General features: G+C 54.3%; 24 protein-coding genes and 1 riboswitch. Of the genes, 6 read left to right on the top strand and 18 right to left on the bottom strand.

Going from position 1 to position 23,554, the window contains the following annotated elements; genetic code table 11:
* Positions 1-90 precede the first annotated feature (90 nt).
* Positions 91-570, bottom strand: a complete 480-nt coding sequence (locus tag GZ1_RS00725; protein WP_255211260.1) for a DUF2332 domain-containing protein — start codon at positions 568-570, stop codon at positions 91-93.
* Between the two features lie 205 nt (positions 571-775).
* Here GZ1_RS00725 and GZ1_RS00730 point away from each other — a divergent pair, with 205 nt between their 5' ends.
* The gene (locus GZ1_RS00730) at positions 776-1,174 is read left to right on the top strand and encodes a hypothetical protein (protein ID WP_060787687.1); all 399 of its coding nucleotides are present in this window, start codon (positions 776-778) and stop codon (positions 1,172-1,174) included.
* A gap of 39 nt (positions 1,175-1,213) precedes the next feature.
* On the opposite strand, the gene GZ1_RS00735 is transcribed toward GZ1_RS00730, so the two are convergent.
* The 3 genes from GZ1_RS00735 to lipM all read right to left on the bottom strand — a co-directional run bounded on the left by GZ1_RS00735 (position 1,214) and on the right by lipM (position 6,418).
* Positions 1,214-2,626 carry a glycoside hydrolase family 18 protein gene (locus GZ1_RS00735; protein ID WP_015375388.1) on the bottom strand — a complete coding sequence of 471 codons (1,413 nt, stop codon included), beginning with the start codon at positions 2,624-2,626 and terminating at the stop codon, positions 1,214-1,216.
* Between the two features lie 127 nt (positions 2,627-2,753).
* Positions 2,754-5,327 carry a vitamin B12-dependent ribonucleotide reductase gene (locus GZ1_RS00740; RefSeq protein WP_060787688.1) on the bottom strand — a complete coding sequence of 858 codons (2,574 nt, stop codon included), beginning with the start codon at positions 5,325-5,327 and terminating at the stop codon, positions 2,754-2,756.
* A gap of 254 nt (positions 5,328-5,581) precedes the next feature.
* On the bottom strand, positions 5,582-6,418 hold the full coding sequence (gene lipM, locus GZ1_RS00745) for an octanoyltransferase LipM (RefSeq protein ID WP_060787689.1): 837 nt from the start codon (positions 6,416-6,418) through the stop codon (positions 5,582-5,584).
* A gap of 209 nt (positions 6,419-6,627) precedes the next feature.
* Between lipM and GZ1_RS00750 the strand changes: the two genes are divergently transcribed.
* Positions 6,628-7,002 (top strand): rhodanese-like domain-containing protein, encoded by a 375-nt coding sequence (locus GZ1_RS00750; RefSeq protein ID WP_011231903.1) that lies wholly within the window; start codon positions 6,628-6,630, stop codon positions 7,000-7,002.
* Between the two features lie 56 nt (positions 7,003-7,058).
* Here the strand turns inward: GZ1_RS00750 and GZ1_RS00755 are convergent, their stop codons facing one another.
* The 4 genes from GZ1_RS00755 to gcvT form a co-directional block, all read right to left on the bottom strand.
* On the bottom strand, positions 7,059-8,246 hold the full coding sequence (locus tag GZ1_RS00755) for an ROK family transcriptional regulator (protein WP_014196334.1): 1,188 nt from the start codon (positions 8,244-8,246) through the stop codon (positions 7,059-7,061).
* Between the two features lie 313 nt (positions 8,247-8,559).
* Positions 8,560-10,032: an aminomethyl-transferring glycine dehydrogenase subunit GcvPB gene (gene gcvPB / locus GZ1_RS00760; protein ID WP_012820559.1), complete on the bottom strand. Its 1,473-nt coding sequence runs from the start codon at positions 10,030-10,032 to the stop codon at positions 8,560-8,562.
* On the bottom strand, positions 10,025-11,371 hold the full coding sequence (gene gcvPA, locus GZ1_RS00765) for an aminomethyl-transferring glycine dehydrogenase subunit GcvPA (RefSeq protein WP_033004728.1): 1,347 nt from the start codon (positions 11,369-11,371) through the stop codon (positions 10,025-10,027). The genes gcvPB and gcvPA overlap by 8 nt, the downstream gene beginning before the upstream one ends.
* 35 nt (positions 11,372-11,406) lie before the next feature.
* Entirely contained in the window at positions 11,407-12,501 is a 1,095-nt protein-coding gene (gene gcvT, locus GZ1_RS00770) for a glycine cleavage system aminomethyltransferase GcvT (RefSeq protein WP_033004726.1), read from the bottom strand.
* 187 nt (positions 12,502-12,688) lie between these two features.
* Positions 12,689-12,777, bottom strand: a riboswitch (glycine riboswitch).
* A gap of 219 nt (positions 12,778-12,996) precedes the next feature.
* Here gcvT and GZ1_RS00775 point away from each other — a divergent pair.
* Together GZ1_RS00775 and GZ1_RS00780 are read left to right on the top strand one after the other, a co-directional pair.
* Positions 12,997-14,661, top strand: a complete 1,665-nt coding sequence (locus GZ1_RS00775; protein ID WP_060787690.1) for a DEAD/DEAH box helicase — start codon at positions 12,997-12,999, stop codon at positions 14,659-14,661.
* The gene (locus tag GZ1_RS00780; RefSeq protein WP_060787691.1) at positions 14,648-15,442 is read left to right on the top strand and encodes a YqhG family protein; all 795 of its coding nucleotides are present in this window, start codon (positions 14,648-14,650) and stop codon (positions 15,440-15,442) included. Before GZ1_RS00775 ends, GZ1_RS00780 begins: the two co-directional genes overlap by 14 nt.
* A 102-nt stretch (positions 15,443-15,544) precedes the next feature.
* On the opposite strand, the gene GZ1_RS00785 is transcribed toward GZ1_RS00780, so the two are convergent.
* From GZ1_RS00785 to comGA, 8 genes are all read right to left on the bottom strand, one after another.
* Positions 15,545-15,724 carry a YqzE family protein gene (locus GZ1_RS00785; protein WP_011231910.1) on the bottom strand — a complete coding sequence of 60 codons (180 nt, stop codon included), beginning with the start codon at positions 15,722-15,724 and terminating at the stop codon, positions 15,545-15,547.
* Between the two features lie 45 nt (positions 15,725-15,769).
* Positions 15,770-16,159 (bottom strand): competence type IV pilus minor pilin ComGG, encoded by a 390-nt coding sequence (comGG, locus tag GZ1_RS00790; RefSeq protein WP_012820555.1) that lies wholly within the window; start codon positions 16,157-16,159, stop codon positions 15,770-15,772.
* Positions 16,160-16,234: 75 nt separating this feature from the next.
* Complete coding sequence (gene comGF, locus GZ1_RS00795) at positions 16,235-16,681, bottom strand: competence type IV pilus minor pilin ComGF (protein WP_012820554.1); 447 nt, start codon at positions 16,679-16,681, stop codon at positions 16,235-16,237.
* Positions 16,660-16,986: a type II secretion system protein gene (locus GZ1_RS00800; RefSeq protein ID WP_042380986.1), complete on the bottom strand. Its 327-nt coding sequence runs from the start codon at positions 16,984-16,986 to the stop codon at positions 16,660-16,662. Before GZ1_RS00800 ends, comGF begins: the two co-directional genes overlap by 22 nt.
* Entirely contained in the window at positions 16,970-17,407 is a 438-nt protein-coding gene (gene comGD, locus GZ1_RS00805) for a competence type IV pilus minor pilin ComGD (RefSeq protein WP_033004731.1), read from the bottom strand. Before comGD ends, GZ1_RS00800 begins: the two co-directional genes overlap by 17 nt.
* Positions 17,397-17,693: a competence type IV pilus major pilin ComGC gene (gene comGC, locus GZ1_RS00810; RefSeq protein ID WP_015375395.1), complete on the bottom strand. Its 297-nt coding sequence runs from the start codon at positions 17,691-17,693 to the stop codon at positions 17,397-17,399. Before comGC ends, comGD begins: the two co-directional genes overlap by 11 nt.
* 187 nt (positions 17,694-17,880) lie before the next feature.
* The gene (comGB, locus tag GZ1_RS00815; protein ID WP_060787692.1) at positions 17,881-18,909 is read right to left on the bottom strand and encodes a competence type IV pilus assembly protein ComGB; all 1,029 of its coding nucleotides are present in this window, start codon (positions 18,907-18,909) and stop codon (positions 17,881-17,883) included.
* On the bottom strand, positions 18,906-19,979 hold the full coding sequence (gene comGA / locus GZ1_RS00820; protein ID WP_015375397.1) for a competence type IV pilus ATPase ComGA: 1,074 nt from the start codon (positions 19,977-19,979) through the stop codon (positions 18,906-18,908). The genes comGB and comGA overlap by 4 nt, the downstream gene beginning before the upstream one ends.
* Before the next feature lie 192 nt (positions 19,980-20,171).
* Between comGA and GZ1_RS00825 the strand changes: the two genes are divergently transcribed.
* Positions 20,172-20,870 carry a helix-turn-helix transcriptional regulator gene (locus GZ1_RS00825; RefSeq protein WP_020753839.1) on the top strand — a complete coding sequence of 233 codons (699 nt, stop codon included), beginning with the start codon at positions 20,172-20,174 and terminating at the stop codon, positions 20,868-20,870.
* A 155-nt stretch (positions 20,871-21,025) separates the two neighbouring features.
* On the top strand, positions 21,026-21,268 hold the full coding sequence (locus GZ1_RS00830) for a DUF2626 family protein (RefSeq protein WP_008879854.1): 243 nt from the start codon (positions 21,026-21,028) through the stop codon (positions 21,266-21,268).
* An 83-nt stretch (positions 21,269-21,351) separates the two neighbouring features.
* Here the strand turns inward: GZ1_RS00830 and GZ1_RS00835 are convergent, their stop codons facing one another.
* The gene (locus GZ1_RS00835) at positions 21,352-22,485 is read right to left on the bottom strand and encodes a class I SAM-dependent methyltransferase (RefSeq protein ID WP_060787749.1); all 1,134 of its coding nucleotides are present in this window, start codon (positions 22,483-22,485) and stop codon (positions 21,352-21,354) included.
* A 319-nt stretch (positions 22,486-22,804) separates the two neighbouring features.
* The gene (locus GZ1_RS00840; protein ID WP_012820544.1) at positions 22,805-23,437 is read right to left on the bottom strand and encodes an MBL fold metallo-hydrolase; all 633 of its coding nucleotides are present in this window, start codon (positions 23,435-23,437) and stop codon (positions 22,805-22,807) included.
* Positions 23,438-23,554: the final 117 nt, after the last annotated feature.

A 23,554-nucleotide genomic window follows, 5' to 3' on the forward strand; every position in this document is an offset into this window, starting at 1 on the left:
CGTCCATCTTTACAGTTTAGTATGGACGAGAACGGGGGAGTCGTTATCTTACTTTATTTGGAATTCTTTTTTCGTTTCCTTGTCGCCTCCTCATCCACATCCATCCGCCTCCCAACGAAACCAGCGGGCATGGCCGTCGGTTTCGGCAACGATTTGCCGGCATTCTCGGCCATTGATCATGTGATCCAGATGCAGTTTCGGATCCCACATATTGTTATACACATGGAACAAATCCCGTTGGCGGCCGATTTCACGAAGCTGCTCAAGCAATCCACGCTTTGCCTCATCTGACATTTGGTTCGCGACATGCGTGTGGAAGATGCAAACAACGGTATCGGACGGAACTTGTGCAACAAGATCAGAGAGAAGTTCAACCCCGTCTCCCTCGATCAGACGAATCGGCGTTTGTTCCAGACATCGGGCTGCCTTTTCAAACAATTGGCGCCGGTCTTTATGTTCGGGCCAAATGAGCGCCTTCATCCATCGTCGATCATCCTCTTTTTTCAAGTCAATCACATGCAAATCGATACCGATCCGTTCAGCGACCCATGTGAAATTCAACTTGATCATCTCCCTTATTCTTCGACTTTTCACAACATTCTTCGCTCTCTTCATGCCATTGAATTCCATCAACTAGAAACTCGATCCTTTCGCTTACTATATTCGTTCCAACATACAGATTGCCCTGCAAAACATTCGCACACCTTTGCGATTTGCCATGACAGCTCATGAACGCAATGATACAATAAAACTAAACTGAAAGGAGGGATGCAGAATGTCTCACGAGCTTGTCGAATTGCTTCGCTCGGTGCTGAAAGAGGAGTTGCAGCCCATTCATGAACGCCTCGACCGCCTAGAAGCCGGACAGCAACGCCTCGAAGAACGACAACAACGCCTCGAAGAACGACAACAGCGCCTCGAAGAACAGCAACAACGCCTCGAAGAACAGCAACAACGCCTCGAGGAAAAGTTGGACCATTTCATTATCGAGACGCGCAGCCATTTCAAAAAAATCGAGGACGAGCTGGCCGACCATCGGCGCATGTTCGAGATATTGTCACATGATTGGCGCAACGCGAACATTGCGATTGAATATTTAAACCATAAGATCGGCCAGCACGATCTGGAAATGTATCAACTCAAAAAGCGGCTCGAACTCCAAGAAACAAAGTAAAAGCGCATGCCCGATGACCGGCGCATACGCTCGAACCGCTTATCCCCGCTTGCGAATGCGGAAATTGTCTTCTAACAGCACCCAGTTTTCCGGATACGGATACCCGAGCACCCAGTAGCTGATTCCGCGCAATCCGTATTCTTTCACCAATTCAAATTTCGCCAACGCGCTGCGGGCGTCCTCAAACCACACTTCATGTTGTCGCCCTTGTTCATCTGTATAGCGGTAAAACGGCGAAGCCGCCGCCGCATCGTATTGGATGGACGCCCCGTAGCGAATGGCGCGCTCTAGCGCCTCTTTCGGACTGAACGTTTCCGCCTCTTGCCCTTGCACGTGCGGCAGCACCCAGTCGCGGGCATAAATTTGAAACCCCATCATGATTTTGCTACGCGGAATGGCGGTCACCGCATAATCGAGCACGCGCCGAATTTGATTCACCGGCGAAATGGCTTGCGGCGGCCCAAATCGGTAGCCCCACTCATAGGTCATAAGGACAACAAAATCAGCGATGCGTCCGTGGGCTGGGTAGTCGTGCGCTTCGTACAGCAGCCCTTTTTGTTCAGCGCTTATTTTGGGCGCCAGCGACGTCGATAAAACATACCCTTCGGCGTGAAGCCGGTTGGCCGCCCGCTGCAAAAACTCGTTATACCGCTTGCGGTCGGACGGATAGACATTTTCAAAATCGACATTCAACGCGCGGTACCCTTTTGCTCGCATCACTTGAATGACGTTGTCAAGCAATCGCGTTTGCAGCGCAACGTCGGCCAGAATCGTCTGCGCCAGCCTCGAGCCCGGGTCTTGGTACGTAAAGTTCGTGATCGTCATCATCGGCACGACACGGGCGGCATAAGCCGCCTGAATGAATGCTGTATCATTGATCGGATTGAGCCCGCCATCGGCGCGGATCGTGTAGGCGAATGGCGCGGCATAGGTCAAATGGCGGCCGACTTCGCGCACTTGCTCCGCTCCTTTCTCCCCTTGGTCCACCGTAAATGCGTTCACCTCGATGAGCGGCTTCGCCGGCGGGATGATGAGCCGCTGTCCGGGGACGATCCGGTTCGGATCGGTAATATCGTTTACTTCGATCAGCTGCTGAACCGTCACTCCGTAGAACGAAGCGATTTGCGCCAGCGTCTCCCCGCTTCGCACCGTATGGATGCGCGCTGGGATGAACAACGTTGTCCCTGGATAAAGGAGCGACGGATTCGTGATCCGGTTCGCCTGTATAATCGCTTCGACCGCCACTCCATACTGGCGCGCAATTTGCCATAACGTTTCCCCTGTGCGGACCGTATGGTAACGATATGGAACCGGGATGACGAGCGCTTGGCCAACGGCTAGCCGGTTCGGGTCGCTCAGTTCATTGGCGGCGACAATCCGCTCGAGTGGAACGCCGTAACGCTGAGCCAACTGCCAAAGCGTCTCCCCGCGCTTTACGACATGAACAATCATGACGCTCCCCCTTTCGTTCCCTCCTTTTACCACTATATTTTGGCTTTTGCCTTTTATGTAAAAAAAAAAACGCCGGTTCCTCTACGGAAACCAGCGTTTCATCCATTCAAACCCATTCGTATCGCCATTACAGGCCGCACTTCAGCTGCGCGCCGCAGTTGGTGCACGTGTTGCAGCCGCCGATCTCTTCGATCGTCCCTTCGCGGCAAATCGGGCAAATATTGCCGATTTCGGAACCGATTGTCACATCGGTGGCGCGCACATCTTGAATCGTATCAACGAGCACGACGGGGCGTTTCGTCTCTTTTTCCTCGAGCTCCTCTGGAAGCAGTTCAAGTTGCTCTTCAATCTGATTCTCCTCAGCCTTTAACGTCAACACTTGTGCATCGCGGCTGCCGTCGACATAGACGGTTCCGCCTTTCGCACCGCAACGCCATAAACGCTCGTACACTTTTTGCACTTGCTCGACGGTGTAGCCCTTCGGCGCGTTGACCGTTTTCGACAAGCTCGAGTCGACCCAACGTTGAATGATGCACTGCACATCGGCGTGCGCTTCCGGAGGCAAGTCCATCGCCGTCACAAACCAAGGCGGCAAGTGGTTCGGATCGGCTTCCGGATGTTTGTCCAAATATTCTTGGACGATGTCCGCTTTCACTTCGATAAATTTGCCCAAGCGCCCGCTCCGGTAGTACGAGAACGAGAAGTACGGCTCAAGCCCGGTTGAGACGCCGACCATTGTCCCTGTCGATCCCGTCGGCGCCACCGTCAGCAAGTGCGAGTTGCGGATGCCGTATTTCAAAATATCTTGACGAATGTCTTCCGGCATCCGTTTCATGTAGCCAGTGTTGATGAACGCTTCACGCAGCTTGCGCGTCTCTTCCTCCGTTTCGCCGACCAAAAACGGGAAGCTGCCTTTTTCTTTCGCCAGCTCGATCGAGGCCCGGTATGCGGTCGTGGCGATCGTGCGGAACAGCTCATCGACAAGCTGGTTTCCTTCCTCAGAGCCGTACGCTTTTTCGCAGTAAATGAGCAAGTCTGCAAGCCCCATGACGCCAAGGCCGATGCGGCGCTCGCCGAGCGCTTGTTTTTTGTTTTCCTCAAGGAAGTACGGCGTGGCGTCAATGACGTTGTCTTGCATCCGCACCCCGATTTCGACCGTGCGTTTCAGTTTTTCGTAGTCCACGACCTTCCGTTCTTTGTCGACCATGTTCGCCAAGTTAATGGCGGCCAGATTGCACACCGAATACGGTGCCAACGGTTGTTCCCCGCACGGGTTGGTCGCAACGACTTTTTGCCCGTACGCGCGGGCGTTCGTCATTTCGTTGGCGTTGTCGATGAAGAAAATGCCCGGCTCGGCCGAATACGTCGCGCAAATGTTGATCAGCTTCCACAGTTCGCGGGCACGGATTTTCCGGTAGACGCGGACGCGATAGCCCATTTTCTCCCATTCGCGTACATCGCCGACTTCATGCCATTTTTCGTTGTAAATGCGCATTTCCTCTTCGGAATAGGTTTCCACGTCCGGGAAGCGGAGCGCGTATTCTTCGTCCTTTTCGACCGCTTCCATGAACTCTTTCGTCAAGCAGACGGAAATGTTCGCACCGGTCAAAAAGTCTGGGTTGTGCACCGTATATGTACCGCCGGTGCGCAGTTTTTCTTCGGCGTCTTTGATGATGTCTTCGGTGAAACCGCCGTAGTCAGGCGCGTTCTTGTATCGGACGATCGCTTCGTACATCGCCCGCTCCCGCTCGGTGAGCGGCGTAAATTTCAGTTTGTCGCGCGCTGCTTTTTTGATGCCTTCGTCTTCCATATTTTCGAGCAGGTAGCGCAAAATGCGCGGGTTTTGCATTTTCGAGACGATGAATTCGATAATGTCCGGGTGCCAGTCGGCAAGCATAATCATTTGGGCGCCGCGGCGGGAGCCACCTTGCTCGACAAGGTGGGTCAGCTTCGCAATATCGTCAAGCCACGAGACCGACCCGGACGATTTGCCGTTCACCCCGCGCGCAAGCGTATGGCGCGGCCGCAATGTCGAGCCGTTCGTCCCAACGCCGCCGCCGCGGCTCATGATTTCCATCACCTGCTTCCGATGTTCGGAAATTCCTTCGCGCGAGTCTTTCACAAACGGCATCACATAGCAGTTGAAATACGTCACTTCCTTGCCCGAACCCGCCCCGTACAACACGCGGCCGGCCGGAACAAAATTCAAGCTGGCGAGCTCTTGATAAAACTTTTCGAACCACTCTTTCCGCTTTTCTTCCGTCTTTTCCACCGCCGCCAGCCCGGTCGCATTGCGCTTGGCGATTTGCTCATAGAAAATCTCGAGCGGCTTGTCGATAATGTCGAGCGACCGAACCACAATGCCGGTCTCCGCCTCTTCCCCTTCGAGCACGTGCCGGTATTCGTCTTCAATCAACACGCGCGCCTTTTTCGCCTCCCAATCGATGTCGACGATAAACCCGAGCCCTCGTGCCGGGAATTTCGGATCCTCCTTGATCGTCAACACGACGAAATCGCCCGGTGTGAGCGTCAGCTTCTCCGTATCTTTGAATGAATACCGGTCAAGCATGACCAAACGGGATACGCCTTTATGGGTGATGTGCATATCCGGCGTAATCGGATGCACTTGCGGAAATAGGCGGATATCCTCGTTCAGCTTGTCAATATTGATCTTCATTTTTTCGGATGACGCCACCGTCATTCTCCTATCTCTCCTCTTTTATATAATCTCTCATGTTTTTGGCAAAGTTGTCCTGTCTTCTCTACCTTACCATATCAAACAGAAAAAAACAATATATAGTATGATTTTTTATGAAAATCATACTATATATTGTTAAAGAGAACAAATGATTTCATTTTGTCAAGCAAAAAAAAACAAAACACGGCGAAAAGCGGAGAAAAACGGGGGAGTGCCGCTGTTTTTGCCGGAAAACGAACGATTTACCGCGTCGCTGCTCAGCGCTTGAAGTTCCATTCGTCGCTTTCGTATTTCGCCCGCGCCAGCTCTTCAACGTACGCCCGCTCTTCGGCGGTGAGCGTGTACGGTTCCAATACGATGTTCAATCCCTTTTCAAATCCTTTGTAAAACGCCTCTTTCGCTTCCTCGATCGTCACCGTGCGGCTCGTCAACTCATTGATCGCGACTGCCTTCTTTTTAAAATCGCGCTGCAGACGCTCTTTCACCCGCTCGTTTGGATATTTAAACAAGCTGAACAGCAGCTCTTCGTCCAGATCAAGCAAAATCGATCCGTGCTGCAAAATGACGCCTTTTTGCCGCGTTTGCGCGCTGCCGGCGATTTTCCGCCCCTCAACGACAAGTTCGTACCATGACGGCGCGTCAAAACAAACGGCCGAGCGCGGGCTGCGCAAATCGGCTTTCTCTTCTTCTGTCCTCGGCACGGCAAAATACGCATCCAATCCAAGATAACGAAATCCCTCTAAAATGCCTTGGGAAATGACGCGGTATGCTTCCGTCACCGTCTTCGGCATCGCCGGGTGCGACTCGGAGACGATCACGCTGTATGTCAATTCTTTATCGTGCAGGACGCCGCGCCCGCCGGTCGGCCGACGGACAAAGCCGAGGCCGTGCCGTTTGACCGCCTCTAAATCAATTTCTTTCTCCACTTTTTGAAAATAACCAATCGACAACGTCGGCGGATTCCAGCCATAAAAGCGGATCGTCGGCGGAATTTTGCCTTCGCTGTGCCAATCGAGAAGCGCCTCATCGAGCGCCATATTGAACGCCGGCGGGCAATAGCCGGAATCGATAAAGCGCCATACTTCTTTTGCCATCGTTCCACCTTCTCTATTGTTCCATACTCTAAACGCTGCGGCGGCTTGTCGACCACCGCCAAGGGGCGGGACGCTTTTGGCCGCCTTTATTAGTTTAGCAAACAACGCCGGTGAAGGAAAGAAAAATGGCATCACGAAAACCTCTTTGCTTCCCGGCGGCGACTTTATATAATAGGAAATAGCAGACGAAGCGAAAGGAGGCATGACGGGTGGAAGCATTGCTCATTATTCTCGGCGCAATCATCGTGTATTCCGTCATTACGTACTTCTGGCAGAAGAGAATTGTCAAAGCATTGACAGAGGAAGAGTTCCGCGCCGGTTATCGAAAAGCGCAACTCGTCGACGTCCGCGAACCGGATGAGTTTGCGGCTGGACATATTTTAGGGGCTCGCAACATCCCGCTCACGCAGCTTCGCATGCGCATGAAAGAATTGCGCAAAGACCAGCCGATCTATTTGTACTGCCAAAACGGACTGCGCAGCGGGCGAGCCGCGCAAATGCTCTACCGAAAAGGATACCGCGACTTGTACCATTTAAAAGGCGGATTTAAAACATGGACCGGGAAAGTGAAGAAAAAAGCGTAGCCCGTTAACCAAAAAGGCGCTCTGCCCAAACAGGCAGGCGCCTCTTTTCGCATGCGCTAGACCGCCGCAAATTCCGGCGGCAGGACGACCGCCTCAAGCACCGAAGCAGCCGCGCCGATGGCGCAGCTTTTCTCTTTCAGCTTGGAGGAGATGATGGACGGCTCGCTTTCTTTTTTGACGAGAATTCGCTTTCTCACTTCTTGGCGCGCCGGACCGATCACATACTCGCCCGCTTGGGCAATCGGACCGCCGATGATGACTGCTTCTGGATTGTACGCATAAATCACCTGCAACAATCCAACGCCGAGATAGCGCCCCGTTTCCTCCAAAATGCGCGCCAACTGTTCATCGCTTTCTGCTGCCAACGCCATCGCAGCGATGGAAAAGCGTTCATCGAGCCATTCGGAACGCCCTTCTTCAGCCAAACGGCGTTCAATGTATTTTTCCGACGCATACATTTCCCAGCAGCCGATGTTGCCGCAGCTGCAGCGAATGCCGTTGACATCGATCGTATGATGGCCGATTTCACCAGCTAGGCCGCTGACACCCCGATAGAGCTGATGGTGAAGAACGACGCCGGCGCCAATGCCGATTCCGGCGCTGATGTAAACAAAGTGGGCGAACTCGTTGCCGGCGCCGAACCACTTTTCTCCAAGCGCCGCCAGTTTCGCCTCATTCTCGACAATGACAGGACGCTCAGGCCACCGTTGCCGCAAAACAGCCGCCAAGGCGACATCGTCCCAGCGCAAGTTCGGAGCAAACACAACGGTCCCGCTTTCGGTATGGACGACGCCCGGCACGCCGATGCCGATTCCCATCACGCCGTACGGCGTCGCCGGCGCCCGGCGGATGGCCGCCTCGATGAGCTCCATCATTTCGCCGATGATCGCCTCCTGCCCTTCAGACGGGCGGAACGAACGCCGTTGCTCCCAAAGAATGTCCGCGTTTAAATTGGTCAACACGGCATACAAATAGTTCACCCCCAGCTCAACGCCGATAAGCGAGCCGGCGTCGGCGTTGAAGCGAAGCATGAGCGGCCGGCGCCCGCCGGTTGACTCGCCGATTCCGCTTTCATGGACGAAATGCTCGGCGATCAGTTCGTCAACAAGCGCGGAGACAGTGGCCTTGTTCAATCCGGTTGTCTTGGCGATATCGGCGCGCGAAATCGGATGCTGGTCGCGAATCAATTTTAAGACGAGCTGTTTATTCATTTTTTTTACAAGAGAAATGTTTCCTGTCCGCACGTCTCTGTCATCCTTTTCATTTGATTGATCGAATGTGTCTTGCGAAAGGGCAGGGGCGCCTCGCTATTATGGCGGTTGCTGCATCCGTCGATTCCTGCCGTGTTCGACTCTTGACCATCAGCTTTTTCGCCCAAGCCGTCGGGCGCCCGTGCACCGACTGTTAAGGCTAACTTCTCCATATGGACACATGCTTTTTCTTTCTTGATCTTAGTTTATATAATAAACTAATTCAACATTTCTGTCAATGACTCATCCGTCGTACAAAGAAACGGCCCGCTCCGTTAGGGAGCGAGCGCTCATCAATGCTCAAACATCAGTTGTCGCTATGTTTTGGTTTTTGATAGCGCAAAATCGGCTTGCGCGCCGCGGTCGTTTCATCAAGTCGCTTCACAACGGTCGTATGCGGCGCTTCTTGAACGATTTCCGGATTTTCCTCCGCCTCTTTGGCGATTTGGATCATGGCGTCAATAAACGCGTCGAGCGTCTCTTTCGACTCCGTCTCCGTCGGCTCGATCATCATGCATTCTTCAACGATGAGCGGGAAGTAAATCGTCGGCGGATGAAACCCGAAATCAAGCAGTCGCTTGGCGATGTCGAGCGTTCTGACACCGAGTTTCTTTTGCCGGCGGCCAGAGAGAACGAACTCGTGCTTGCAATGGCGGTCATACGGCAAATCGTAATACTCAGCAAGCCGACGCATCATATAGTTGGCGTTTAACACCGCATATTCGCTCACCGCTTTTAAGCCGTCCGGCCCCATCGAGCGGATGTACGTGTACGCCCGAACATTGATGCCGAAATTGCCGTAAAACGGCTTGACGCGGCCGATCGATTGCGGACGGTCATCATCAAGGTAATAACCGTTTTCCCCTTTTTCGATGACCGGCTTCGGCAAAAACGGAACGAGGTCGGCTTTCACCCCGACCGGGCCCGAGCCTGGGCCTCCGCCGCCATGCGGGCCGGTGAACGTTTTATGCAAGTTCAAATGAACAACGTCAAAGCCCATGTCCCCCGGGCGCGCCTTGCCAAGAATCGCGTTTAAATTCGCGCCGTCATAATACAGCTTGCCGCCGGCTTTGTGGACGATTTCGGCCATTTCGACAATATGCTCTTCAAACAGCCCGAGTGTGTTCGGATTCGTGAGCATAAGCGCCGCTGTATCCGGACCGACGACGCGCTTTAAGTCCTCTAAATCGACAAGTCCATCGGCGGTCGATTTGACCGTCACCGTCTCAAAACCCGCGACCGTTGCCGACGCCGGGTTCGTGCCGTGCGCTGAATCCGGGACGATCACTTTCGTCCGGTTGAAGTCGCCGTTTGCTTCATGGTAAGCACGGATCATCATCAGCCCGGTCCATTCGCCGTGGGCGCCGGCCGCCGGTTGCAAGGTGACCGCATCCATGCCTGTGATTTCTTTTAAATGCTCTTGCAAGTCGTACATCAACTCAAGCGCCCCTTGCACCGTTTTCTCTGGCTGAAGCGGATGAATGTGAGCAAACCCGGCGAGGCGGGCGACGTTTTCATTGATTTTCGGATTGTATTTCATCGTGCACGACCCGAGCGGGTAAAACCCGGAATCGACGCCGTGGTTTCGTTTCGAGAGCGCCGTATAATGACGCATTAAGTCAAGCTCCGACACTTCCGGGAGCTCCGGCTCTTCAGTGCGAAGATAATCGGCCGGCACGAGCTCGCTGACATCGACAGCCGGCACGTCAAGCGCTGGCAGGCTGTAGGCGATGCGCCCCGGCTTGCTTCGTTCGAAAATGAGCGGTTGATCGTTACGCATGGCCATCCCCCAATTCATTGACAAACCGATCGATTTCTTCTTTTGTCCGCAGTTCGGTGACAGCAACAAGCATATGACCGGCAAGCTCCGGATAGTCAGCCCCAAGGTCATAGCCGCCGATGATTCCTTTTTCGAGCAGGCGATCGTTCACATCAGAAACCGGCCGTCCAAGCCGGATGACAAACTCGTTGAAAAACGGACCGGCAAACGGCGACGACAGTCCGCGCTTTTCAAGTTCCACCTTCGCATAATGCGCTTTTTGCATATTCATCGCCGCCATTTCTTTCACGCCCCGCTTGCCAAGCGCCGACAGCGCAACGGAAGCGGCCAAGGCGTTTAACGCTTGATTGGAGCAAATGTTGGATGTCGCCTTATCGCGGCGGATGTGCTGTTCGCGCGCTTGAAGCGTCAAGACAAACCCGCGGCGCCCGTCCTCATCGGTCGTCTGCCCGACAAGACGGCCTGGAATTTTGCGCATGAGCGGCGCTTTGACAGCGAAATAGCCGCAATGCGGGCCGCCAAATTGCGTCGGGATGCCAAATGGCTGCATGTCGCCGACCACAATGTCGGCGCCAAACGCTCCGGGTGGAGTCAACACACCAAGCGCCAATGGGTTGCTGGCGACGACAAACAAACTTTTCTTTTCATGCGCAAGCGGCGCGATCGCTTTCAGCGGCTCGATTTGACCAAAAAAGTTCGGGTATTGGACGACAACGCACGCCACATCATCCCCCATTTCCGCTTCAAGCGCCTTAAGATCGGTGATGCCGCCGTCATACGGAATTTCTTTCACTTCGAGCTTCTGTCCTTTGGCGTACGTGCGCACGACTTCCCGATATTGCGGATGAACGGCGGTCGAGATGAGCACTTTCTTCCGCTTCGTATGCGCGGCGCTAAGAAGCACCGCTTCGGCAAGCGCCGTGCCGCCGTCGTACATCGACGAGTTGGCGACATCCATGCCGGTCAACTCGCACACCATCGTTTGAAACTCAAAAATCGCCTGCAGCTCGCCTTGGGAAATTTCCGGTTGATACGGCGTATAGGCCGTATAAAATTCAGAGCGCGACAGGACATGGTCGACGACAGCCGGAATATAATGGTCGTACACCCCGGCTCCTAAAAAGGAAACGTATTGTTTTACGCTGGCGTTTTTTTCCGCTAAGGCCGCAAGCTCTTTCCACAGCTCCGGCTCGGATTTGGCCGGTTTCACCTTCAGCTCGCCGCGGAAGCGGACTTGTTCTGGAATATCGGCAAACAAGTCGTCAATCGAGGCAACGCCGATCGTCTTCAGCATCTCCTGTTTGTCTTCTTCCGTCATCGGCAAATAACGATGGAGCACTGCGTTTTTCCCCTTTCCTTGTCGCTTTGGAATCGTCACTTGGCCCGCCTGTAAAACGGAATCGGCACGATGTTCGCTTTCAGCCGCTTGCCGCGGATGTCCACCTCCACCTCCCGGCCGATGGCAGCCACATCCGCTTTCACCAAGGCCAAGCCGATGTTTTTCTTCAGCGTCGGCGACTGCGTGCCGGTCGTGACGAACCCGACCTCTTCGCCGTCGGCAAATACAAGGTATCCGTGGCGCGGAATGCCTCTGTCGATCATTTCAATGCCGACGAGCCGGCGCGGCGGCCCTTCCTCTTTTTGCCGTTTCAATACAGCTTGGCCGATAAACGGCGTCTCTTTTTCCGTTTTGACGGCAAAACCAAGCCCGGCTTCAACTGGTGAAATCGAGTCGGACAGCTCTTGACCGTAAAGCGGCAGGCATGCTTCAAAGCGGAGCGTATCGCGCGCCCCCAGTCCGCATGGGAGAACGCCGTCACGAGCTCCGGCCGCTAGGATCGCCTCCCATAGCGCGGCGGCGTCTTCCGCTTTACAATATAGCTCAAACCCGTCTTCCCCCGTATAGCCGGTGCGCGAAACGAGCGCCTTCACGCCCGAGACTTCGACGCCGTCAGCGAATGAAAACGGGCGCAGCGCCGCCAAATCAAAATCCGTCAATCGCTGCAAGACGCGCTCCGCTGCCGGCCCTTGCAAGGCAAGCTGAGCCGTTTCGGACGATACATCTTGAAGCTCGACGTCGCCCTCAACATGCCCGCTTAGCCAAGCGAAGTCTTTTTCCGTATTCGCCGCGTTGACGACCAGCAAGTAGTCATTCTCTCCTTTTTGATAGATGAGCAAATCATCGACTGTGCCGCCGTCCTCATAGCACATGAGCGTATATTGCGCCCGGCCGGGCCGCAGTTTGGCGACGTCATTGGTCATGAGCTTTTGCAAAAACGCGAGGCTCCCACGGCCGCGGACGACAATTTCCCCCATATGGGAGACGTCAAACAGCCCGGCGCGCGTTCTTACAGCCTCATGTTCTTCCTTGATGCTGGAAAACTGCACCGGCATTTCCCAGCCGCCAAATTCAATCGTTTTGGCGCCGCAACGGGCGTACACCGAGAATAGGGGCGTGCGCTTTAGCATCTGATTCCCTCCTTTGATCCACGTCACACAAAAAAGGACAGACTTCCCCCTATCAACAAGTAAGGGGGCTCTGTCCTGGCACCTGAAAGTTTCCCGCCGGCCCGTTTGGCGCGTCCGTTCGCGGTCCATGGGGCCGATCGGTTTCCTCTTGGGTGGCCTGCGTGAACGCAGGCGCTCTCCAGAGCTGCGTCAAGCAAGAGTCTTTTTGCCTGAGAGATTCGCGTTTCCGCTTGCTCCTTCGGCGCTACATTCCGTAGTCTCTCCCCTTGCCGTCATCCGCCCATCAATAAATTGTTTCCATATCGGGCATACTAACAAACACCCTGATCAACGAGTCATGAGAATGTTCTAAATTTATACTACCATCAATCACAGTCAAAGGGCAATAGGAAATAATCGAACTTTCATGGCAATTAGTCATAATAATGTTCTTGTTTTACCCAACATACCACATGCAATCTATATAAACATTCGCAACAAGGGAAGGGGATCGCCATGAACATTGACCTTGAAATGGATGAAACATGGAAGGAGGAATTTTTGGCACGCGTCGAAAAAGACGGTCCGTGGGCGAGCTGGGAAATGTACGAACTGGCGCTTGAGGCCGCCCATCATTTAAGCGTCCCAGAATTTCATGGCTTGCAGGCGCCCAAACACCTGCCCCACTTGACGATCCTTCCGCACCAGCTTGAAGTGGCGCGCCGCGTCGTCGAGGAGATGAACGGCAAAGCCATTTTGGCGGATGAAGTCGGGCTTGGAAAAACGATCGAGGCCGGGCTCGTCTTAAAAGAATATATGATTCGCGGCCTTGTGAAAAAAGCGCTGATTCTCGTTCCCGCCTCCCTTGTTTCGCAATGGGTGAGAGAGTTGAACGAAAAATTTTTCATCCCGGCCGTCCAGCAGAAAAAGAGCTACGTCTGGGAGCAGTGCGATATCGTCGTTTCCTCGATCGACACGGCGAAAAAACCGCCGCACCGTGACATCATCTACGGGCAGTCGTACGACATGATCATCATCGACGAGGCGCACAAACTGAAAAATAACAAAACGAAAAACTACGAGTTTGTGCAAAATTTAAAAAAGAAGTTTTGTTTGCTCCTGACAGCGACGCCGATCCAAAACCGGATCGAAGAAATTTTCAACCTCGTCTCGCTGTTGAAACCCGGTCATTTAGGCAGCTCGGAACAGTTTGCCAAAACGTATGGAAAAACGCGGGCCGTACAGACGAACGACCATTTAAAAGCGCTCGTCAACAAAGTGATGATCCGCAACCGCCGCGCCGATACGCCGATCGAATGGGCGAAGCGCCACGTTGAACCGGTGCTGATCGAGTTTACGAATGAGGAACGGGAACTGTATGAAGCGGTCAAGGCGCTCCGCCGCGAATCGTTCGCCGGCTCGTTTTCGCTCATCACGCTTCTTCGCGAGGCGTGCAGCAGCCGCGAGGCGCTGTTTCTCACGATCAAAAACATGATCGATAAATGCGGTGGAGCGGTTCCAGAGCCGCTTGAACGCGTATTGGAAAAAATCAACGCCGTCAAGACGAATTCAAAGGCTGAAAAAGCGCTCGAGCTCATCCGCTCGATCAATGACAAAGTGATTATTTTCACCGAATATCGAGCGACGCAGCTGTACTTGCAATGGTTTTTAAAGCAGCACGGCATTTCGTCCGTTCCGTTTCGCGGCGGCTTCCGGCGCGGCAAAAAAGACTGGATGCAGGAACTGTTTAAACACCACGCCCAAGTGTTCATCGCCACCGAGGCGGGCGGCGAGGGCATCAACTTGCAGTTTTGCCGCTATGTCATCAACTACGACTTGCCGTGGAACCCGATGCGCCTTGAGCAGCGAATCGGCCGCGTCCACCGGCTCGGGCAGACGGATGACGTCTACATTTATAACTTCGCTGTCAAACAGACGGTCGAAGAACATATTTTAACGCTTCTGTACGAAAAAATCCGCCTGTTCGAACGAGTCGTCGGCGAGCTGGACGACATTTTGGCGAAAATGAACCTCGCCAACCTGGAGCGCTACTTCGAAGACGCCTTCGTTCATTCACGGAGCGAAGGGGAGATGAAAATCAAAATGGAAAACATCGTCGCGATGATCGAGCTGGCGGAGCAGCTCGGAAAGGAAGGAGGAGAGCGGCATGCAGCAACATGAAATCCGCCGCTTTGTCGAACGCTATTTTGCCGCTAACGGCTGCACGTTTGTTGAGGCGAACGACGACTACCTTACCGTGCAACTGACGGCAGAAATGGACAAAGAGCTGATGAATCGGCCGTTTTACTGGCATTATATTGAACGGACAGGCGGCGTCCCGCAGCCGATGCGACTGACGCTCATCACCCGCGCGAGCGAGCGGACGGACAAACTCAAAGGCGAGCGCCTCCATTTCGGCGCTCCCCGGCTGCACCAGTTGTTCCGCTCAGCGCAAAAACGCGGCAGCTTCATCCGCCTGTATGAGGAGCCAAGCGCGCCTTTGGACGGCAACGCCGCCCTCCATCCATGGCTCGGCATGAACGTCACGATTTCGTACGAATGCGACCGAAAAAAAGATGAAATCGTCTCCCTTGGCCTTCATCTCATTAGCGGAACGATCGTCGAGTCGTTTCATGAGCGGATGCGCGAGCGACGGCTGACGCCGAAAATCCCTGATTACTGTTTCACCATCTCCCCGCTCATTAAGCCGAGAAGCGGCATCGGCCGTCTCGAGCAATACATACGCAGCCGCATCGCCGCCGACGACCATGCGTGGGCGGATGAGGCGCGCCGACGCTGGGCCGACGATTTGGCGTTGCTTGATGAATTTTACAAAGACTGCGAAGAAAAGCCGGAGTGCTATTATATTGAGAAGGAAGCGTTGGAAAAGCAGTACAAGCCGCGCATCACCGTTTCCGTCATCAACGGCGGACTGTTTTATTTGCTGCCCCGCTCATCGTGAATCAACTCCGAGATGGGTCCATCCGGCTCGGAACGCTCAAACCGACGAACCCCCTTCCGTCGGCACGAAAACCGCCCGCCGGCCTAGGCCAGCGGGCGGCTGCTACGGGCGGCGCCGAAACAGCAAGCGAAGCGAAAGCGGCACCATGCCAAACAATCGGTATGAAAGCGGAAGCTGCTCTTGTTTCCGCACCTGACGCCGCTGCCTCCGCTCCTCTTTCGGCAAGTCCATGTAGGCGACAAATTGTTGGGTGACAAACTTGACATAATCATTGACCGCCATCAAATCCCCCCTTTTTTCTTTTAGTTTTTCCGCTTCTTTCCTCTTTTAACCGTTTTGCTCGCTCCATTCGACAATATGAAGCGCCGGAAGCGTGACAGTAAACATGACAGCGCGCCTCAGCCCAGAGGCCGAACGGATGGACAAAGAAACCCGAACGTGCGCTGCATCTTCCCGCACCCACCGGTAGGCGGCCATTCCGCGCGGATAGGTCCATTCCCCAGCCTCTCCCGCGGTCGACGGATCTGCTGATGCGATGCGTTCTTTTACGTCAAACACGGCCATCTGCACAAGCTCGTCCGCCTCGGCTGCCTGCCGGGCCGCATAAGCCGCCTGTCGTTCCGCTTCATAGAGGAGCAAGACATGCATGACAGAAAAGACAAGCAACAAAGAAACAACAGCCACAATCGGAAACATGACGCCATCTTGTCGACCCATTTCCCCTTCCCCTCGTTTTTCCAGTCTAAAAGGGGGAAGCGGCGGTCAAGGGGGTCTCACCGTACAAGCCGCCCGCTAAAACGCCCGTGCCACAAACGCCTCGCAAACGGTGCCGTCATCAGCCGTCACTTGCAAAAATATCCCGCGTGCGCCGGCGCGGTACGAAACAGTGCGCACATGACGGAGCGCCGTTTCATTGCCAGCGCCGTCCACCTGGCGGATCAGTTCGGCTCTTGACGCAACAACAGAAAAACTGACCGTCTCACCGCTCCATTTTTGCAAATAGAGGACACGGCCGCCAGTCGACCATTGCTTCGTTTCATTCAGCTCGATTTGCAGCTGTTGCACAAACAGCCGCCATTCCAATCGGGAAAACGCGTCCGTCGGCTCCGGAGCCAGCAAGCGGACGGACAACAGCGCCGGAACGGCCGCCGCCACCGCCATCGCAGCCGCCAGCGCCAACAGTGCTTCGATCATCGTAAACCCGTTTTCTTTTGCCGCTACCGCTTGCCATACCCGCACCGCTCCATCTCGCGGCCGGCGTAATCGTTCCAACGCACGCATACTTTCCACATTCGCCCCCCTTCATCGCTCGCTTGCAGCCGAAATACCGTGCGCCCGTCGGCAATGGTGGTTTCTCCGACAAGCGGCTCCTCATACAGCGCGATGGCCAACAGCCGGCGCGCTTTCTCCTCGAGAATGAGGCTGTTGCGCTCTTGCGCCATTTGCGTCAACAGCGGGAGAAGAACGGCCGCTGTCGTCCATAGCAGCGCCAAAGCGAACAACGCTTCAACAAGCAAAAATCCGCCGCTACATTTTTTGCACATAAAATCGCCCTTTCCCCAGCAAAAAGGTGACTTTATACGTCATTGGGCCACCCCCTATCCAAATGGTTCCAGCCCGTTCAATGTTGCCGTTGTCGGTAAAGATGAGCGGATTGCGCAGCGTGCCGAGCCGAAACCGCCACGGAGAAGGGAGCGAACGAGCGACAACCTGCCGGCCGCTCGCTGCATCAATCGCCTTGTACCCAGCGCCACCGTCGGTAAAAAAAACCGCTACATTCACCCGCCGGGCGATGGCATGCTGCTGCGCGCCATACAAATCCGCGCGCAGCACAGCCAGCATATACATCTCCTCTTGATGGCGCACAGCGCCGCCAAGCGTCGGAACAGCCAGCCCGGCAAGCACGAGCACCACCGAGAAAACGATCAGCATCTCAAGCAGCGTAAACCCGCCGTTACGAGCCACTTTCACTCACATCGCCGTTCGTGCTGATTTGGATCGCATGACCGTTCGGACATTTGTCCGACTTGATATAGCGGCCAGCGAGCAATTCCTGCACCGTCGGAATTTTGTTATGCTCCATCTCATACGCTTTCACCTGCGCTTGCACGGTGTTCAAAAACGCCTCGCATCCTTTCGAATTGATCATGCTGTTGTGCTTTGTTATATTCGGAATGGCAATCAGCAACAGAACAGAAATCACCATCATCACGATCAACATTTCGATCAATGTGAATCCCTTTTGATTCATTGTCACTCCTCCTCGCATACGAAATTTCAGAAAGAGCGCTTAGCGAATGATCGGTTTAGTTCGATCGGTTCCTTTACCATCGAATCTGTTCATTGATTGGGCCTTGGGAGGAGGGGCGCGCCCCTCTTCCAAGGAGCCAACCCATCAAGATTAAGCATCTTGTTCCTACAGAGCCGTCCCATCCTTGCTACATTTCATTCAACATCGAAAACATCGGCAGCAAAATCGCCAAATACATCCCGACGACAAACGAGCCAACGACTGCCAATAAAAGCGGCTGCATGCATTTTAAGACCGACTCGATTCGTTGTTCCATCACCTGCAGCAAAAACTCGCTGTAATGTTCAAGTTCTTTGCCAAGTTCGCCGTTCGACTGGCCGTGGCGGATGACAAGCGCCAGCTCTTGTTCGTAATAGCGGGCGGCGCCGATTAATCCGTCAAGCGTCATCCCTTTCATCAACCCGTCGCGAAGGCGCCGGCCTTCCATTTGCAAAAACGGCCAGGACGACGGCTCGCTGAACACGCCGAGCGCATCATAAACCGACAATCCGGCCTGCAGCAGGCGCCCGAGCTGGCGGGCGGTCAGGCAGGTGACAAACAGTCTCAGAAAAGAAGCAAGCCCTGGAATTCGCAAAGCGAATTGAAGTTTTCGGGAGACCGGCCAGCGGCGGAAACAAGCGGTGTAAAACAGCCCGGAGAACACCGCCAAGACGGCGATGGCCGCCATCGCCATAGGGGCATGGGCGACCACCGCAAGCAGCCAAGCGGTGTGCCCGCGTTGTGGAGAAAACGCCGCCGCCGCCCGTTCAAACTGCGGCAGCAGCCACCATTCCATCAAGACGAGCATGATGATGAGCAAAGAAAGAAGGAACATCGGATAGCGGCTGAAGCGGCGAAGTTGCTCGTGGAAGCGCGCTTTTTGCGCCAGCGTTTCCCCTGTCTCTGCCATGCCGCGCGGCAAGTCGCCATGCCGTTCGGCAAAAAAGAGAAGGTTCACCGCCATGCGGTCGACCGACAGCGCTTCGACAGCCGCAAACAGCGGCAGCCCGGCGCGCAGCTGCTGCAGGCAGCGCTCTATTTCCAGCCGCCGGTGTGTTGGAGCTTGGATGGCCAAAAACTCAAGCGCTTGCCCAAGGGGGTAACCGCGTTCGAGCAGCCGGCCGAGCCGGGTGAAAAACAACGCCTGTTCAACAAGCGGCCACATTTTGCGCTTCATCTTTCTTCCCCTCCGACGAGCTCAAGCATGCGGACGGGCAGGTAGCCGAGCGCAATCCCCTTGCGGATCAAGCGAGCGAGCGTCATATAAGAGCGCTTGGGCTTCCCTCTCCCATTGGAGAGAAAATGAATCACGTCCTCCAGGGCTGAACCGCAAAGCAACTCATAAACAGCCGTGCGCCGGCGGCGCCCAAGACGGCCGCACGATGGATGGCAATCGTCGCCGCACAACGGGCAGCAAAGCTCGACAAGCCGCTGGGCAGAGACGGCAAGCAGCGTCTCAGCCAAATCGCCGAGCGGAATGCCGAATTCATGCAGCCGGTAGACGGCGCCGACTGCATCGGCGGCGTGCATCGTCGATACGACCAAATGGCCGCTCAATGCTGAACGGATGGCAATGGCCGCCGTGTCATGATCGCGGATCTCGCCGACCATCAACACATCCGGGTCATGACGCAGCGCCGCTTTTAACCCAGCTGCGTACGTGATGCCTGCTTTTTCATTGATTTGCACTTGCAACAGTCGTTCGTTCTGTTTTTCGATTGGATCTTCAAGCGTGATGATATTGCGCTGCCTTTCCGCTTGACAAAGATCAAGAAGGGTGTACAGGGTCGTCGTTTTTCCTGACCCCGTCGGACCGGTCAACAGCACGAGTCCTTGCGGATGCTGCATGAAGGAAAATAATCGTGCGGTGGAGTGGAAGAATAAGGATAGTTCGCGAAGCGGCAGCGAGAGGCGCTGCGGCAGAAGTCGAATGACGAGGCTTTCATCGTAGAGCGTCGGCAATGTCGATAAACGCAAATACACCGTTTCCCCAAACTCCGCTACTTCCATGGCGCCGCTTTGCGGACGGCGTCGTTCCCCGATGTCCATGCCGGCTAAAAATTTAAAGTGAACGATGAGGCGTTCCGCCGTTTCTTTCGGAAGAGCGCCAACGTCGACAAGCATGCCATCGAGCCGAAGACGAACGGCGGCATCACGGCGGCGCGGAACGAGGTGGAGATCCGAGGCGCGGCGCTGCACCGCTTCAGCGAGGAGGCGGTTTGCCGTTTGTTCGATCTCGTTCAGCACAGATTCCCTCCTTTCGACAGGTTGCTTTCTATTTCGACGAGCATGAGTCGTTATCCTGCTTTTGGCGCAGCTTTTTTGTGAAATTTTTTTGAATATCAGTCCACTCACTGAAAGCAGTGACAAAAATCATTCCTCGCTTTGGACGATTTCATTATAATAACCATATCAATGATTCATTTGGGAGGGAAACCGATGGAACAAACATTGAAAATCACAAGCGTGTTGTCTGACCCGACAAGATTTCATATTTATGAATACATGGCAAAAGTGCATCGCGAAGTTTCCGTTCAAGAAATCGCAGAAAAATTCCATATCCATCCAAATGTCGCACGCCTGCACTTAACGAAGCTTGAGGACGTTCGAATGGTCGTATCGGATACGCAAAAAACGGGAAAAGGCGGACGGCCGAGCCGGCTGTATCGGCTGTCCGACGAAGTGATCGGGCTGTATTTTCCGTTCCGCGATTATCAACTCCTCGCCCGCATCGCCATTCAAACGATGGCCAAACTCGGTCCCGTTGGAAGCGAGGCGTTGCGTGAAACAGGAAGACGATTCGGCCGTGAGCTCGTCGCCAGCCGTTTGCCACATAACAGCGCAGCGAGCGCGCTCACCATGGCAGACAAAATCGCTATAATGGAAGAAGCGGCCGAAGCGGCTGGATGTTTGCCGCAGTTGCACCATGATGAAGAAAAAGAAGTGCTTTACCTCGATATTTTCAACTGCCCGTTCAAGGAAATCGCAGCGCAAGCACCTGATACGGTTTGCGGTATGCATCACTCCTTTTTGGAAGGAATGGTCGAGACGCTGTTTGCCGGTGCTGAAGTAACGGAAACGGAAAATATGATGGAAGGCAGCCATCGCTGCGCCTACCGCATCGTCATCCGTCCGTGACAGCGTCCCTCCTTCCTTCTTTTTTGTCTGAAAAAATCAACGGCCGGCCTTAGCTTTATTTCTTGCCCCTTGTCCGAAAGCGTTATTTACATTCCCAATCGTTGTACATTATAATAAGTAAGGACCAATGGTTTCAAACAAAGGAGGGATATAGAATGGACCGCATGTTCCGCGTGCTCGCCTTTTGGACCGGCATTTTTGCTGTCATGTTTTACCTCGGCCACATGCATACGACGTCGCTCATCTTCTTTGGGCAAACGGTGTTTTTCCTGTTCCTCGGCTTTTTAAAGCTGACCGAAAGAATGTACATTTACATTTTCGGGGCGTATTTGACGATCTTCTTCGCGGCGTTTACGTATTGGACGACGTTTATGATGGTGCCCGGCATGGGCGAATAAAAAACAGGCAGAACCTCCTGCCTGTTTTTTTGCCGCTTTGACCAGAACTCCTTTTCTCCATTGCAGATCAGCGAAGGAAGCCGTTAATCGGCCGGCAAAAACTCGGGCGCTGGCCAAAAGTCGCGCGCGGCAAAACTCATCCCTTTCTGCAAGATCAGCACGTCAAAAAAGCGGCTGACGCCATCGTCAGCGATCAGCGCGCGGATCATTCGATTTTGGCGGCTTGCCGGCGAAAAGACATCGTCGCCTTCTGAAACGTCCCATTCATGCAAAAGGCCGGCTGCGAGCAAAAACCGATCTTGGCGAACGAACGCCACTTCCTCCCACCCAGCCTGACGGGCGTACAAGCGAAGCGCATCCCATTGTACATGGCTCGTCAAGTCCATCTCCCCCGGATGGCGAAGCGGGTCGGCAACAAGCTGATGGCGGAAATATCCGCGCAAGCTTCCATGCCGCCGCGCCGGGGCGCGCAACTGTTCGTCCGTATAGCCATAGTCGATCGTCACCATCACCGCCTGATGAAACAGCGGCCCAACCTCGAGCCAAAACGCCTTCATCGCGAGAGGCACCTCAAGCCTTTGCCCTTCAGCAAGATCCAATCCGCGCTCATGTAAATAGCGGACAATAGCGGGACGGCAAAGCGGCGCCTTTTCTTCAACGAGCCGGCCATCGCGGGCGGCGACAAAACATTCGTGCAAAACGCCGCCTTCCTTTACAATGACGTGAACGGGAAACGCATCAAAAAATTCGTTGCTAAACACAATGCCGGAAAACGGCCCACGCTCGGCCAGCCAGCGAGAGACATCGTCATATTGCTCCACCTTCTCGGCTGCGGGTTGAAGCGTTTCGCGCTGGCGCCGGCGGTGGAACGGGCTTTGGTCGATGATCGTATACGACAAGCAGTCGTATGTATGTGGACTTTTTTTCTTCCATTCTTCCAATACCGAAAGCGCCAATCTTCCGTCTCCGCCCCCCCACTCGCAAACAGCCGGCGGCAGGCCGCTCTGTTCCACCATCCGAACCCAAAGCGAAGCAAGCGCTTTGCCAAACACCGGCGCGAATGAGCTGTTCGTAAAAAAATCGCCTCTCTTGCCGATTTTCGCCCGCTCTCGCATATAGTAGCCGAATCGTTCATCGTAAAGAGCCATCTGCATGTAATCGGCGTACGACACCCGCCCACCCGGCGCCGCGGCAATCTGTTCATACAATCGATCCATCACCATTTCTCTACCCCGTCTTCCTCATCATTCCGAAAGAAGCTCCCGCCTCAAGCAAAGTGAAGTGGGAGTCGTTCACTTTTTTACTGTTGACATAGTGAAAATAATCATATATTGTTATAGTAGCAGCTTAACTATATCCCCTCCCATTATTGTGGATAGAACATCCCCCAAAAACCCTTCTTGGCGCGGCTAAGAAGGGTTTTTTTGTGTTCCGGCGCCAGGAGGCCTTCGGTTGCGCTTTTCCTTGCCCAAAGGAGCCCCCTGCGTTTGCCCGAGGGGATTGCTTGTGTGAAGCCGGCGTAGACGGCTTTTTTTCTTACGAAAACCCATGCAAAAACGGATTTGCATCCATCTCTGCGGCGATCGTCGTCTCTGGCCCATGGCCTGAAAGAACGATCGTTTCCTCCGGCAGCGTAAGCAGTTCGTCATGAATGCTTTTCAACAGCTGCTGATGGTTGCCGCCTGGCAAATCCGTGCGTCCGATGCTGCCGGCAAACAGCGCATCGCCGGAAAACACAATATTGGCTTGTTTGCAATAATACGAGACGCTGCCCGGGGAATGACCCGGCGTTTCGCGGACATCCAACGCAAACGGACCAATGTTCAGCGCCGTCGGTCCTTTCAGGCATGTCGGTTCGCAGCGGACAGCGACCGGACCGCCGAAATAAAGCGAGCCATTCAATGCCGGATCTTGCAGCCATTGTTTTTCCTTTTCGTGCACATACACTGGAATGTCCCAGCGGGCAAGCACGTCCGGGATGCCGCCAATATGGTCAAAATGCGCATGCGTCAGCAAAATCGCCAACGGGGTCAGCCCTTTTTCCTCGATCCGTCGGACAAGCGCCGCGCCTTCCGCGCCGGGGTCAACGATCAGGCATTGTCGGTCTGCAGACGACAACAAGTAAGCGTTGGCCTGAATCGGACCGACAGGGATGCGCGTCCATTCCATACGATCTCCTCCTTTTCTTGGCATGTCCAATATTTAACTTTATTTTACTGTTTTTTTTCAAGCGATGGAAGAGAAAAGAGAAAGGGACCTCGACAAATGGGGGAAAAAAGATTACAA

Origin of the sequence: Geobacillus zalihae NBRC 101842, assembly GCF_001544135.1 — a bacterium.
Classification (GTDB): domain Bacteria; phylum Bacillota; class Bacilli; order Bacillales; family Anoxybacillaceae; genus Geobacillus; species Geobacillus zalihae.

Coding starts and splice junctions, on each gene's coding strand:
- lipM (WP_060787689.1), bottom strand. CDS start 6,418: ATGGCAAAAGAAGTATGGCGCTTTATCGATTCCGGCTATTGCCCGCCG.
- GZ1_RS00740 (WP_060787688.1), bottom strand. CDS start 5,327: ATGACGGTGGCGTCATCCGAAAAAATGAAGATCAATATTGACAAGCTG.
- GZ1_RS00780 (WP_060787691.1), top strand. CDS start 14,648: ATGCAGCAACATGAAATCCGCCGCTTTGTCGAACGCTATTTTGCCGCT.
- GZ1_RS00840 (WP_012820544.1), bottom strand. CDS start 23,437: ATGGAATGGACGCGCATCCCTGTCGGTCCGATTCAGGCCAACGCTTAC.
- GZ1_RS00835 (WP_060787749.1), bottom strand. CDS start 22,485: ATGGATCGATTGTATGAACAGATTGCCGCGGCGCCGGGTGGGCGGGTG.
- comGB (WP_060787692.1), bottom strand. CDS start 18,909: ATGAAGCGCAAAATGTGGCCGCTTGTTGAACAGGCGTTGTTTTTCACC.
- GZ1_RS00725 (WP_255211260.1), bottom strand. CDS start 570: ATGATCAAGTTGAATTTCACATGGGTCGCTGAACGGATCGGTATCGAT.
- comGC (WP_015375395.1), bottom strand. CDS start 17,693: ATGAATCAAAAGGGATTCACATTGATCGAAATGTTGATCGTGATGATG.
- gcvPB (WP_012820559.1), bottom strand. CDS start 10,032: ATGCGTAACGATCAACCGCTCATTTTCGAACGAAGCAAGCCGGGGCGC.
- GZ1_RS00800 (WP_042380986.1), bottom strand. CDS start 16,986: ATGTGCAAAAAATGTAGCGGCGGATTTTTGCTTGTTGAAGCGTTGTTC.
- gcvT (WP_033004726.1), bottom strand. CDS start 12,501: ATGCTAAAGCGCACGCCCCTATTCTCGGTGTACGCCCGTTGCGGCGCC.
- GZ1_RS00825 (WP_020753839.1), top strand. CDS start 20,172: ATGGAACAAACATTGAAAATCACAAGCGTGTTGTCTGACCCGACAAGA.
- GZ1_RS00735 (WP_015375388.1), bottom strand. CDS start 2,626: ATGATTGTTCATGTCGTAAAGCGCGGGGAGACGCTTTGGCAGTTGGCT.
- GZ1_RS00830 (WP_008879854.1), top strand. CDS start 21,026: ATGGACCGCATGTTCCGCGTGCTCGCCTTTTGGACCGGCATTTTTGCT.
- GZ1_RS00785 (WP_011231910.1), bottom strand. CDS start 15,724: ATGGCGGTCAATGATTATGTCAAGTTTGTCACCCAACAATTTGTCGCC.
- GZ1_RS00775 (WP_060787690.1), top strand. CDS start 12,997: ATGAACATTGACCTTGAAATGGATGAAACATGGAAGGAGGAATTTTTG.
- GZ1_RS00730 (WP_060787687.1), top strand. CDS start 776: ATGTCTCACGAGCTTGTCGAATTGCTTCGCTCGGTGCTGAAAGAGGAG.
- comGG (WP_012820555.1), bottom strand. CDS start 16,159: ATGGGTCGACAAGATGGCGTCATGTTTCCGATTGTGGCTGTTGTTTCT.